We start from the raw sequence: 13,672 nt of genomic DNA, 5'->3' as shown, positions 1-13,672 counted from the left end.
TATTAATTTTGTCTATTCTTTAAAAAGACAATTCGTTTAATTGTCTAGTAAATTTAAACAATTAAACGAATTGGAATTATTAAATTTTTATTTTATGCATCAATATTTGCATAAACTGCATTTTTCTCGATAAATTCTCTACGAGGCGGCACTTCATCACCCATTAACATAGAGAAAACTTGATCAGCTTCTGCAAGACTATCGATATTTACTTGGCGTAAAGTTCTGAAATTCGGATCCATTGTAGTTTCCCATAATTGCTCCGCGTTCATCTCTCCAAGACCTTTATAACGCTGAATATTGGCACTTCCTCCCATTCTTTCGTTAGCTTGATCACGCTGAACATCATTCCAAGCATATTCTTTCTTGTTTCCTTTTTTAACTAAGTATAAAGGCGGTGCCGCAATATACACGTGACCTTCTTCAATAAGTTCTTTCATAAAACGGAAGAAGAACGTTAATATTAAGGTAGAAATGTGGCTACCATCGACATCGGCATCACACATGATGATTACCTTATGATATCTAAGTTTTTCTAAATTTAACGCTTTACTATCTTCTGCAGTTCCAACAGTTACACCTAGAGCAGTAAAGATATTTCTAATCTCTTCGTTTTCGAATACTTTATGGTGCATCGCTTTTTCAACGTTCAAGATTTTACCACGTAATGGCAGAATCGCTTGAAAGTTACGATCACGCCCTTGTTTTGCTGTTCCACCAGCCGAATCTCCCTCGACAAGGTAAACCTCACATCTTGCTGGATCTTGCTCAGAACAGTCAGATAATTTACCTGGCAATCCTCCACCGCCCATAACGGTTTTACGCTGTACCATTTCACGCGCTTTTTTCGCTGCGTGACGTGCTTGCGCCGCTAAGATTACTTTTTGGATAATTAATTTCGCATCATTTGGATTTTCTTCCAAATAATTCTCTAGCATTTCTCCAACCGCTTGAGAAACTGGAGAAACAACCTCTCTATTTCCAAGCTTAGTTTTCGTTTGACCTTCGAATTGAGGCTCAGATACTTTTACCGAAATAATTGCTGTTAATCCTTCACGGAAGTCATCTCCAGAAATTTCGAATTTTAATTTATCTAATAGACCAGAAGCATCAGCATATTTTTTAAGCGTTCTTGTCAAACCACTTCTAAAACCTTGTAAGTGCGTTCCTCCTTCGTGAGTATTGATATTATTTACGTAAGAGAAAATGTTCTCTGTATAACTTGTATTGTAAATCAAGGCAACCTCAACTGGAATTTCCCCTTTATCATTATCCATACTGATAACATGAGAAACAATTGGCTCACGGTTACCATCTAAGTAACGAATGTATTCTTTAAGACCTTCATCAGAATGAAATACTTCACTTCTGAATTCGCCTTTTTCATCCACTTCCCTCTTATCTGTAAAGGTAATCGTAATTCCTTTATTCAAGAAAGAAAGCTCACGCATACGCGCTGAAAGTGTATCATATGAAAACTCAGTAGTCTGAGTAAAGATCGTATCATCTGGATAGAAAGTCTGACGAGTTCCTCGTTTATCAGTCTCTCCAATTTGTTTTACTGGATATAAAGATTTACCTCTTTCGTATTCCTGCTCATAAATTTTACCTTCTCTAAATACAGTAGATTTCATGTGAACAGAAAGGGCATTTACTACAGAAACCCCAACCCCGTGCAAACCTCCTGAAACTTTATATGAATCTTTGTCGAATTTACCTCCGGCACCAATCTTTGTCATTACAACCTCAAGTGCAGAAACACCTTCTTTTTTATGCAAATCAACTGGAATACCACGACCATTATCTTCAACTGTAACAGAACCATCTTCGTTTATTGCGACACTAATTGTATCACAATGTCCTCCCATGGCCTCATCAATAGAGTTATCAACAACCTCGTAAACCAAATGGTGTAGTCCTCGAACCCCTACATCACCAATATACATCGACGGACGCATTCTTACGTGCTCCATCCCTTCTAATGCCTGAATACTATCTGCTGAATAATTGTTCTTCTTGATTTCTTCGCTCATATAATTTATTCTAAAAATGTAATTAATGTCTAACACGCAAATATATAAAAACGCGAGCTATATACCCAGTAAAATACGACTTAAAGCACTTAAGTTATCAACACAATTGTCTGAAAAACCTAAAAATAGACTTAAAAATGAATTTAAATTCCAATTTTCTGAAATTCCAAATTCTAAAAATGGAAATAACGCAAAAAACCAACTCTTTCTAAAATTCCAAATTCTAGCTTTGAAATTTTAAAATCAAAAAACCGAAATGCATTTTTAACGCATTTCGGTTTTTCTATATCTATTCCAACTTCGAATTTGGAATTTCATTTTTTAAGCAATAACAGTAGTTTTTACAGGTTCAAAATTTCCATTTAAATGGGCTGCATTTGCTCTTCCGCTCGGATCGAGGTTTTCTTGCCATTTCGGAATCCATTTACGAACCGTTTGCGCCGCGCTGACCTGTGGATAGTATTTATGAAAAATTGATCGATATAAGTACGCTTCTTTCGTCGTTGGCGAATTATACGGAAATTCGGCACTTGCACCAGCTAATTGCTCATCTGTAACTTGCGAAGCACAATATTCAATTAATTCATCTACCCATTTATATCCTACTCCATCAGAAAATTGCTCTTTTTGTCTCCATAAAACTTCCGATGGCAAATAAGCATCTTCAGTGTCAAAAGCTTTTCTTAGAATGTATTTCTCAACGCCATCATAAGTTTTTGGCTGTTTTTCTTCTGTTTTTATTCGAATGGCAACATCTAAAAATTCTGTATCCAAAAATGGAATACGAACTTCTAATCCATGTGCCATTGTCGTTTTATCTGCACGAAGCAAATCAGCTGTAAATAACTTTTGAACTCTTTCTATCGTTTCATCTTGAAATTCTTCTTCTGATGGTGCATTTCTAAAATACAAATGCCCTCCAAAAACCTCATCAGCACCCTCGCCTGACAAGATAACTTTTATACCTTGATCTGCAATAGCTTTTGAAAGCAAATACATAGGAACACCAGATCTTACAGAAATAATATCGTATGTCTCCAAATGATAAATTACTTTTTCTAATGCTTTAACTCCCTCTTCAACAGAAAAATGGATTTCGTGATGCTCTGTTCCTAAAAATTCTGCCGCTTTTCTTGCTGCGATATTATCAGGCGCTTCAGCATCTAATCCGATAGAAAACGAATGCAATTTTCGCCCTTTTTCTTTCAGCAATCGAGAAGCAATAGAAGAAATCAACGAAGTATCTAAACCTCCTGACAAAACAGTCCCCAAAGGCACATTGCCTAATAATCGCTTATTTGTAGCTTGAATCAAACTTTCACGAATCAACTCTAAATCTAATGCATGAGTCGCGTTTTTATGATCTTCGTATTCTGGACGATAGTATTTTACAAAACCTGTTTTTGCCGTATAATAATGTCCCGGAGGAAAAGTAGAAAATGATTTACACTGATCTGCAATAGATTTCATTTCTGACGAAAAATAAATTCGTCCTCTTTCATCCAAACCATAATACAACGGTTTTACTCCGATCGGATCACGACCCGCAATATATTTATCGCCATCAATTACAACAAAGGCAAAATCGCCATCCAATTTGTTACAGAAATCATATCCAAATTCTTCATACAAGTGTACAATTACTTCTGAATCTGATTCGGTTCTAAAAGTATGATCTTTTAAAATGGTTTCTTTAAGTTCCTGATAATTATAAATTTCTCCATCGTGAACCATCCAAGCTTTATTGGTTCCTTGAATAGGTTGTTTTCCTGAATTAAGATCAATTATAGACAGACTTTCATGACAAAGTATACTGCCATTTTCCATAATATGAATATCGCTCTCATCAGGTCCACGATGAGACATTCTCTCAGAAAGTTCTTTTACAAGCTTGGGGTCTTTTCCTTTGCCAATAACGGCTAACAATCCAGACATACTATTTTATTTTTTATTTTTATTCTGATATACCAGCTTCAAACAAGCCGTACATTAAAAAATCATTAAAATTTCCGCTTAAAAGCAAAACTAAATATTATTTTCTGCTTTCCTACATTTTGCATCCTAAAATTTCATGGTTTAACTTTTATTTCGACGAAAGTCAAATTGGAAATAAATTTTAATCGATTACCAAAACTTTTAATTTTAATCTATTGAAAAACAGAAACTTTTTTAGACAAGAAAGACGCTCTAATAAAAGAACGTCTTTCGGCAATATATATACTAATTCTAAAAATTAAACTCTTAATTATTTAACATAAGCATCATCGTGAACATTTGCTACTGCTCTTCCAGATGGATCGTTTAAGTTTTTGAAAGCTTCATCCCACTCCAAAGCAATTTTTGTACTACAAGCTACACTTGCTTCCTGAGGAACGCATAATGCTGCAGCATCACTTGGGAAATGTTCTGTAAAAATTGAACGATAGTAATACTCTTCTTTTGAAGTTGGAGTCTGCAATGGAAATTTGAACCTAGCATTTGCCAATTGCTCATCTGAAACCTCTCTAGCTACCACTTCTTTCAAAGTATCAATCCAGCTGTATCCTACTCCATCAGAAAATTGCTCTTTTTGTCTCCAAGCAACACTTTCTGGAAGCATATCTTCAAAAGCTTTACGAACAACCCATTTTTCCATCGGATGCTCTTTGTTGATCATTTTATCTTGCGGGTTAATACGCATTGCAACATCCATAAATTCTTTATCTAAGAATGGCACACGACCTTCAATTCCCCAAGCTGCTAAACTTTTGTTTGCACGTAAACAATCATACATGTGAAGTTTTCCTAATTTACGAACGTTTTCTTCGTGGAATTCTTTAGCATTTGGCGCTTTGTGGAAATATAAATATCCTCCAAACAACTCATCTGCTCCTTCTCCTGAAAGAACCATTTTGATTCCCATAGATTTGATCACTCTCGCCATTAACCACATTGGAGTTGAAGCTCTAACTGTAGTTACATCATACGTTTCTAAGTTGTAAATTACATCACGAACTGCATCTAAACCTTCTTGGATTGTAAACTTAATTTCGTGGTGAATAGTTCCGATATGATCTGCTACTTTTCTTGCTGCAGCTAAATCTGGAGAACCTTCCAATCCAACAGAGAAAGAGTGCAATTGCGGATACCAAGCATCTGTAGTATCATCTGACTCGATTCTTTTTTGAGCAAATTTCTTAGCTACAGCTGAAGTAATAGAAGAATCTAAACCTCCCGAAAGTAAAACTCCGTAAGGAACGTCACTCATTAATTGTCTGTGAACTGCTGCTTCTAATGCTTTTCTGATTTCTGGAATGCTAGTTTCGTTGTCTTTTACTGCATCATATTCTGTCCAGTCTCTTTTGTACCATTGTACAAATTCACCGTCTTTGCTTGATAAATAATGTCCTGGAGGGAATAATTCGATTTTTGTACAATATCCTTCCAAAGCTTTTAACTCAGAAGCTACGTAGAAAGTGCCGTGTTGATCCCATCCAATATATAATGGAATAATTCCCATGTGGTCACGAGCTACGAAATACTCATCTTTATCAACATCGTAAATTGCAAATCCGAAGATTCCGTTTAATTCATCAACAAAGCTTACTCCTTTTTCTCTGTAAAGTGCTAAAATAACTTCACAGTCACTTTCTGTTTGAAAGTTATATTTTCCTTCAAATTGTTTACGCAAATCTCTGTGGTTGTAAATCTCACCATTTGCAGCCAAAACTAATTTTTTGTCTTCTGTAAACAAAGGCTGTTTTCCTGAAGCTGGATCTACAATTGCCAAACGCTCATGAGAAAGAATTGCTTTATCATTACTGTAAATTCCGCTCCAATCTGGTCCGCGGTGACGAATGATTTTTGACATTTCTAATACTTGAGGTCTTAACGCTTCGGCTTTTTGTTTAAGATCAAAGGCACATACAATTCCACACATAATTTTATATTTTAATTCTTTAAATTTTATTTTGATAGGGCAAAGATGTAATATTAGTTACAATTGAAAAACACAAACATCAATTTCAATTACAATTTTAAATCATAAATTAATATTTACATATAAAATGTAAAATTTAGAAGTAAAAATAAGCTCAAAACTTGAAAATTTCAATTTTGACTATAAAACTGGTTGAAAATTGAAACTTTAAACCAGTTTTTTGAATTAATTTTTGAGTTATTCCATTACAAATGAAAGATTCATAAAGAAGAGATAGAAATTTGTTCTGAAATTATTGTTTATGTAGTGTTGCCTAGATTTTGAGTCTTACATGTCATCTTGATAAAGGAAAGATCACACAAGTAATTCCGCATGCTAGTTCACCAATCTTTATCGAGTTTCTAGTGTGATCCTTCCTTCGTCAGGATGACAAACTGCGTGGTTAAGGCATTGCTTTAAAAAAATAAACTATTCCTATAATTACCAACATTCCAATTAGCAACCAATGCTCAAAAGTTTCTCCTTTTATTTGAAACTTATAAAGCTTATTATTTTCCGTAACATCTTTTTTCCATAATTTATGAATCTTATAAAAGGCATAAGAAGCACCAAAGAATGAAAAACTACATATTAAGTGCATAAAATTCATATACTAGCTAATTTCTTCAATAGTATAATGCGTCTTATTAATCTCAAACTGAAATCCAGTTTTATTACCCATTAAATGATTACCCAAAGGAGATTGTGGAGAAAGTGCAATGACATTGATTCCATCAATTGTAATTTTAGGAAGTGCAACACTAACATATAGATAGATTCCGTTTGCTTTCACTAAACTTCCCAAAACAATATTTTCTGTCGTTTTTAGTGGATCTATCTTATCTAAAATTGCTTTTTGCTCTAAAGCTTCTTTTAATTTATTTGTCAATTTTTCTTGCTCGATATGCATCATTGATAAAGCCGTTTCATGTTTGTCACCAGCTGAACCTTTGGCATCATTTTTTGAATCTTCTGTCAAACCCGAAATCATGTCTTTAAAAACATCTATTCGATCTTGAACCATTTGAGTGTAGTGAGAATATATTTTTTCTTTGAAAGTCATTTTTTTTTAAAGGTACTAAGGTTCTGAGATGCAAAGATGCTAAGGTTTTTTCTTTATTTAAATTTTTATTCGAAAAAAGCTTTTGGGTATACTACTTCTCCGCTTACATCTTTTAAACCGTCTTCTGTTAACGCGATAACCATACAGTTTTCAGCGGGAACATCAAATGGCATTTTGATATTGTATTTTTCGCAAAGTTCATATCCAAACCTCGGGTAATAATCTTGATGACCTAATAAAATGACCGATTTGTAACCTAAACTTTTTGCAATTTCATGTCCGTGGAGAATAAGTTTAGAACCAATTCCCTTCCCTTGAAATTCAGGCAAAACCGAAACTGGAGCAAGTGCTAGTGAAGGAAAGGTTTGCGATTCATTTTTTATCTGCAGTTTGGTAAATAAAATATGACCTATAATATGATTATCAATTTCAGCAACAATAGACAGTTCTGGAATAAAAGCATCCGATTTTCTTAGTCTTTCTACTAAAAACTGCTCTTTGTGATCACTGTGTTCTTCTTTTTCAAAAGCTTTTTCAATCAAATGAAAAACACTTTCAAAATCGTTTTTATTTTCTTGACGTAGTTTAATTTCCATTTTATAAAATTAAAAAAAACAGCCACGAATTCACGAATCTACTCCAAAAAATTCATGAGTTCATGGCTGAAAAAAAAAGGCACTTTCATTTAAAATGTTTTTGTGCCTAAGTATCTTTATGGCAAAGATCTCTTAAAAATCAAATTTATAATTTGCGCCTCCTAAAACTTGGAATCCTTGTACAGGATAATTCAACCATTTTTCGTAAGCTTGATTTCCAATATTATTCAATTTCAAGAAAAACGTTAATCTTTCGTTGAATTTGTAACCTACATGCGCATTCGCATCAAAATAGCTTTTTAAAGTAATTGGTGCAGTATCGATTCCTAAAGAAGTATTTATCTGCATATCTTTTCTTTCTCCAACATAAAATACATTCAATCCAGCGTACCACTGCTTTGTAATATTAACGTCTAAAGTCGAACTTAATTTCATGGTTGGCAAATTCCAAGCTTCAACCACATTGTCTGTGTTGTAACTATTAAAAGTTCCGTTGATTCCAAAAGTTACATTTTGAGAGAAATCAGCTTTTAATTCTCCATAGAAACGGAACGTTCTAATATCTTCATAAACTACTCCAAATGAGTTTCCGAAAGCATAATCTTCATTTGTAACTACTTCTGTATAATCATTTGCTTTAAACAGCGCTTTGTCTTTTTCATTTAAATAAGAAGCAGTCACGTTATAATTGACATTGTTCGCCAGTTTCCCTTTTAATCCAGCAAAAACATTGTATTGTGTGCTCGATGGACGCATGTTTAATGTTGGAGACAAAAACGGATTTTCGGTCACAAAATCGGCATAAGAATTCTGATTTAAACCACCGTTTACCCCTGTATAGAAAATCATCAAATCGCCAACCAATTTATAAGAAGCGTTTACTTTTGGATAGAAATAAAATTTATTGCCGCTATTTTCAGAATCTGCACTATAATAGATTCCAGCTCCTAATTCTAATGTCCACTCATTTTCATTAATTACAAAACTTGGTTCAATTCCAACATTGGTAAAACTGTATTTTAAAGCTTCTGTATTGTCTTGGAAGTAATTATTTTTGAAAGAACCGCTTACGTGATCTACAATTACATTGGTTTTAATTGCCTGATCCATTACATCAACAGTAAAAGTCGGCTTTACATAAAATCTGTTTTCAGAAGAAGAATAACTATCTGAAAAATGAGTGAATTTCGCAGAAAGCTTACTAAAAATACTTTCTGTAAATTCAGCATTTCCGCCAAGCCAAATTGTGTTATATGAATGATCTGGATTAATGCTGTTTACCAAATCATAACGTTGATCTGGAATTGTAGAGCCAAAATCTGATGGAAGTCCATACCAATTATAAATCTGATTTTGATATCCTAAATCAACGTTCCAGTTATTATCTCTGTTATTTTGACCGTAACCAACATTTATTGCGGTATCGTAAAATTCATCATTCAATTCTACATCTTTAATCCCGCCTTGAGAAGAATGATGACGAAACATTCCCGCCACATAATCATTATACCCTAAATCCTGATTTACGAATAATTCTCCATTTAAAGTGCCATAATTTCCAACTCCTAAAGTCGCATAATTATTAAACAATTTTTCTTTTTTAGCTTTCTCAACACCTTCTGCTTTTCCTTTTGAAGGCGTAAAAGTAGAAGCCACAGGAACAGATAAAATACTGTACTTAATAACTTCCTTCGGCTGATTTCCGCTATCGTCAAGCGAAGGCGTTTCTTTCACTTTAAAAGCATCTGAAATAGTCGGCGAATAAGGTTTTACTACGTTTACAGTTTCGGTTCCAATGGTTTCATTTTTCTTTTGCGCAATCGAAAACTGAGCAGCAAATAACACTAACAAAATGATTATTTTATGTCGGCAGTTTAATTTCATATTTCTTTTTTTTAAGAGAATAGAAAAAAGAACCAAAAAGAAAGATTTCTCTTTTATCTTTAATTTTTCTCTATATTTTTTATTGTATTTCTAATATCTTACTCTTTTTTTCTTGCTTCTTGACTCCTTCTTCTATTTTCTAATTCCTAAGCTTCCCACTCTCCTTTAGCCACAAACTGAGCTTTTCCTCCTATTTTAATATCGAATTGTTCTCCGTTTAGTTTTCCATTAAAATAAATCTCAGATGGACGGCCGATGTAATCTCCTTGATGATTTGTCAATTCAAATTCAGGTTTATGATATTTTAATAAAAAAGCCTGTAAACAAGTACTGGCGCTTCCCGTTGCAGCATCTTCCACCAGTTGATTATGTTCAATACACAACATTCTGCTGAACAATTTTTCTCCTTCCAAATAATAAAAGTATAAACCTCTGTGGTCTGTTTTGCAGTGCTGTTTCATCCATTCATCAGCTTTATCTTTATCCAAAACCAAATTCTCCAAGGCTCTTTTACTGCTTAATCCAACCATTACAAAGGCACTTCCAGTTGTGACTTCCTGAATTGGAAACTGATTTTCGAAATCACTTACTTTCAAGTTGCTAAAAAAAGTAAAATCTATTTTAGAAAAAGTATCCCAAAACTTTGGCTGAGCCGCTTTCAACCAAATCAAATCATCTGATTTATTGATTGAAATTGGTCCAATTGGCACCTCTAATTTTATTTCATTAGAAGCATTTTCAAAGATCTTATTCATCAAAACCCAAGAAGTTCCAATTATTGGATGTCCCGCAAACTGCATTTCGTGAGCTGGGGTAAAAATTCTAATTTCTGCTTTATTATTGGCTTTATCCAGTTTGGTTACAAATGTGCTTTCTGCAAAATTAATTTCACGAGCCATCTGCTGCATTTGTGCTGTACTTAAATTTTCCGCGTCCATAAAAACCGCCAGCTGATTTCCAGCATATTTTTTATCGGCGAAAACATCAACTATATAAAAAGGTAAACTCATTTTTTTCTTCTTTTCTTTTAGAAGCAAGAAGCAAGAGAAAAGACTTTATCTAAAAATCTTGCTTCTTGTCTCTTTCTTCTATTATTCTCACTATCTATTAATCGACGAATTTGTTTTTGATTCTTCCGATTTAATTGCTGCTAATTCTTTTTTCGCTTCTTCAACAACATCTGGATAATCAGTAAAGTTGTTGATTACGTTATCCAAAATATAAGTCGCCTGATAACTGTCTTTTAATCCGTAGAAGTTTTTCGCCATTAACACCAAACCTTTTGCTCCATAATATTTGTAAGCCGAATAACTTTTTGCTAATTTCTGAACTGCAGTATTCGAAGCATCATATTTTCCTTCTTTTGTTTTAAAGTACGCATCGTAATACAACGCTTCGGCAGCTAATTCTCCTTTAGAAGTGGTCAGTAATTTAGCGTAGGCTGTTTTCGCTTTATCTTCATTTCCGGTTTGAATTGCTGCTCTCGCTACAATAATTTGCGCATCGGCTTTTACTCCTGCATCAGATTTTGCATTTTCCAAAACTTTATCAGCAGCAATAACAGAATTATCATAATCCTTTTGATCATAATAACATTTCATCAAGTTTGCTTGCGCAAAAGTTTTATTCTGCGGATAATCCGCTTCGTTTTCTAAACGTTTTAAAACTGGAATTGCTTTATCACAATCTTTAGCTTTCAGATAAATTTGAGCCAATCTGTTTAACGCCTGCTCTGTAAATTCATTTCTTGGCTGATCAATTACAAATTGGTAATTAGCGATTGATTTTGTTTCAGAACCTTCTGCATAAGTCAGCTGAGCCAAATAGAAATTAGCTTCCAGCGCGTGCATTCCGTTCGGGAATTTAGACACATAACCCGCAAAACCAGTAATTGCTTGTTTCGAATTATTTTGGCTGTATTGCTTGAAAGCCGCATCATAAGTATCATTATCCAATTCTGCATCTGTAACGGCAACAAAATCTAATGTACGAACCCAAGTTGCATATTCGTCTACTTTTCCAGAGTCTACATAGATTAATCTTGCTGTGGCAACTGCTTCTAGAGCTTCTGGCGTTTTTGGAAATTCAGCAGCAACTTTTTTGAATTTTGTTAAAGCCTGTTCGTCACGATCCGAATTATAATAAATCAGACCTTGTTTTAAGATTGCTTTTGAAGTAAAAGATCCGTTTTTAAACTCCGAAATCAATTGATCATAAGTTTTAATTGCCTGATCGTTTTTCTTTTCAGTAACATAAGTGTTTCCTAATTCAAACAAAGCGTCATCTCGATAAGATGATTTTTTGTACATCTGAAGAAAATTATTCAATTCCTCCACTTTTTTATCGTGTTTCGACATAAACCCGTAAGAAAGTGCTTTTTGAAACTGTGCATAATCAGCATCTACGCCTTTTGCTGCAATTGCTTTTGAATATGCCTCGTTTGCTGCACTATATTTTGAAGTCACAAAACGGCAATCACCTAAACGTAAATAAGAATCGTTTAAACGGTTTTTATCTGAAGGCGAATTATCAATCTGAGCTTGAAAAGAATTTGCTGCCTGATCGTAATCTTTCAGTTTAAAATAGGTATAGCCAATATTATAATTGATGTTTTTATATTCATCTGTAGATTTTGCAGCGGCCATTCCAGCAAATTGCTTGTAAGTAAGCAGAGCGTTTTGCATATCATCATTCAGATATTCCGTTTCTGCTTTCCAAAAAGTGGCACGCGCTGTAAACTCAGGCGTTTTTTGTTCGCTGATCGCACTTTTGAACATTTTACCCGCTTCTTGGTAGTTATTTTCGTTGTACAATTCTAATCCGCGATAAAAAAGAACTTTCTGGTATGCTGCTTTATTTTCAGCAGTTCTATTTTTTTCTAACAAAGCCAAAGCTTCTTTATAGTTTTTAGAAGAAATATAAGAATCTACCAAAAGTTTTTCTACCTCAGCACGGCTTGAATTATTTGGATATTTTTTAAGGAAGTCCAATAAAATACCTGGAACTGCTTGGTACGCATTTCCGATATCATAACTCAATTTAGCGTAATTTAAAGCAGCGTCTTCTTGAATCTGTGCATTAAAATCCATTTCGGAAGCGTTTTTAAAAGCATTTAAAGCTTCCTGTTTTTTTCCTGTATTCAAATAACTTAATCCTAAATGGTAGTAAGCATTTTGAGCAACAAAATCTTTTCCTTCAATAATTTTATTGAATTGAGAAATTGCTTTTTCGTACTCTTTCTGCTCATAATACGCATAACCTAATTGATAGAAATCGGTGTTATTCCATTTTCCTTTTTTGCCTGCATATTGCTCTAAATACGGAATTGCTTTTCCGTATTGTTTTAAGTTGAAATAACTTTCTCCTATAATTTTATTCAGTTCCGATTTTTCAATATCGTTCGATTTATTCATGGCTACCAATCCTAAATCAATCGCTTTTTGGAAATTTCCTAATTTGAAATTCATATCGGCCTGATAGTACGACAGTTTTTCTTTGTATTTTTCTTCACCCGAAACCTCATCAAAATATTTGGTTGCTTCTTTATAATCGTCGCCTTCATAAGCCATAAATCCTAAGTAATATTTGGCTTGAGAACCATATTCTTTCGAATTGACAACTTTATTAAAATAATTGGTGGCTTCTTTCTTCTTTTTAGCATTAAAATAGCTGTAGCCTTTCATGAAGTTGAACTTATCCGATTCAGTTTTACTCATGTAGCTTTCGTCTACTTTATCAAACCATTGCAATGCTTTTGGGTAATTTCCCTGCTCAAAGAAAAATTGAGCAGCCTCAATATAAGCCTGATTCTGTTTAGTGCTCGTCGGATAATCATTTACAAATTGCTCTACCAAAGCATCAGCATTTGCTTTATTGGTTCTTATGGCACAATTGGCAATGTAGAAAGCACAATCAGATTGAACCTCTTCGTTTGCTGCATTGTATTTTACTTTTTCAAAAATCAATTGAGCCGAAGCATATTGTTTGTCATTATATAAAGCCAGTGCTTTGTCAAAATCCTTTAATTCATAAGTATAAATAGCCGATTTTTGTGCCGAAGCTATAGTCGAGGTAAGGATAATTTGGAATAAAAAGAACCTGGAAAGTTTACGCATTGTAATAATATTTAGTATTCAAA

Annotated in this window: 8 protein-coding genes; all 8 read right to left on the bottom strand. The window is 33.9% G+C overall.

Annotated elements, in window-relative coordinates; translation table 11 throughout:
* Positions 1-92: 92 nt before the first annotated feature.
* On the bottom strand, positions 93-2,033 hold the full coding sequence (gene gyrB, locus OZP10_RS16140) for a DNA topoisomerase (ATP-hydrolyzing) subunit B (RefSeq protein ID WP_177210402.1): 1,941 nt from the start codon (positions 2,031-2,033) through the stop codon (positions 93-95).
* Between the two features lie 321 nt (positions 2,034-2,354).
* Entirely contained in the window at positions 2,355-3,968 is a 1,614-nt protein-coding gene (gene asnB / locus OZP10_RS16135) for an asparagine synthase B (RefSeq protein ID WP_281631799.1), read from the bottom strand.
* Between the two features lie 310 nt (positions 3,969-4,278).
* Positions 4,279-5,952 (bottom strand): asparagine synthase B, encoded by a 1,674-nt coding sequence (asnB, locus tag OZP10_RS16130; RefSeq protein ID WP_177210404.1) that lies wholly within the window; start codon positions 5,950-5,952, stop codon positions 4,279-4,281.
* 652 nt (positions 5,953-6,604) lie between these two features.
* Positions 6,605-7,054 (bottom strand): hypothetical protein, encoded by a 450-nt coding sequence (locus OZP10_RS16125; protein WP_281631798.1) that lies wholly within the window; start codon positions 7,052-7,054, stop codon positions 6,605-6,607.
* Between the two features lie 65 nt (positions 7,055-7,119).
* Positions 7,120-7,650 (bottom strand): GNAT family N-acetyltransferase, encoded by a 531-nt coding sequence (locus tag OZP10_RS16120; RefSeq protein ID WP_281631797.1) that lies wholly within the window; start codon positions 7,648-7,650, stop codon positions 7,120-7,122.
* Between the two features lie 132 nt (positions 7,651-7,782).
* A complete protein-coding gene (locus OZP10_RS16115; protein ID WP_281631796.1) occupies positions 7,783-9,534 on the bottom strand; it encodes a TonB-dependent receptor in 1,752 nt (583 codons plus the stop codon).
* A 146-nt stretch (positions 9,535-9,680) separates the two neighbouring features.
* Positions 9,681-10,544: a PhzF family phenazine biosynthesis protein gene (locus tag OZP10_RS16110; RefSeq protein WP_281631795.1), complete on the bottom strand. Its 864-nt coding sequence runs from the start codon at positions 10,542-10,544 to the stop codon at positions 9,681-9,683.
* Between the two features lie 90 nt (positions 10,545-10,634).
* Complete coding sequence (locus tag OZP10_RS16105; protein WP_281631794.1) at positions 10,635-13,649, bottom strand: tetratricopeptide repeat protein; 3,015 nt, start codon at positions 13,647-13,649, stop codon at positions 10,635-10,637.
* Positions 13,650-13,672: the final 23 nt, after the last annotated feature.

Origin of the sequence: Flavobacterium luteolum (genome assembly GCF_027111275.1) — a bacterium.
In the GTDB taxonomy this organism is placed as follows: domain Bacteria; phylum Bacteroidota; class Bacteroidia; order Flavobacteriales; family Flavobacteriaceae; genus Flavobacterium; species Flavobacterium luteolum.
Note: the sequence above shows the minus strand (reverse complement) of the source record. Positions and strands in the feature narration are given on the sequence as shown.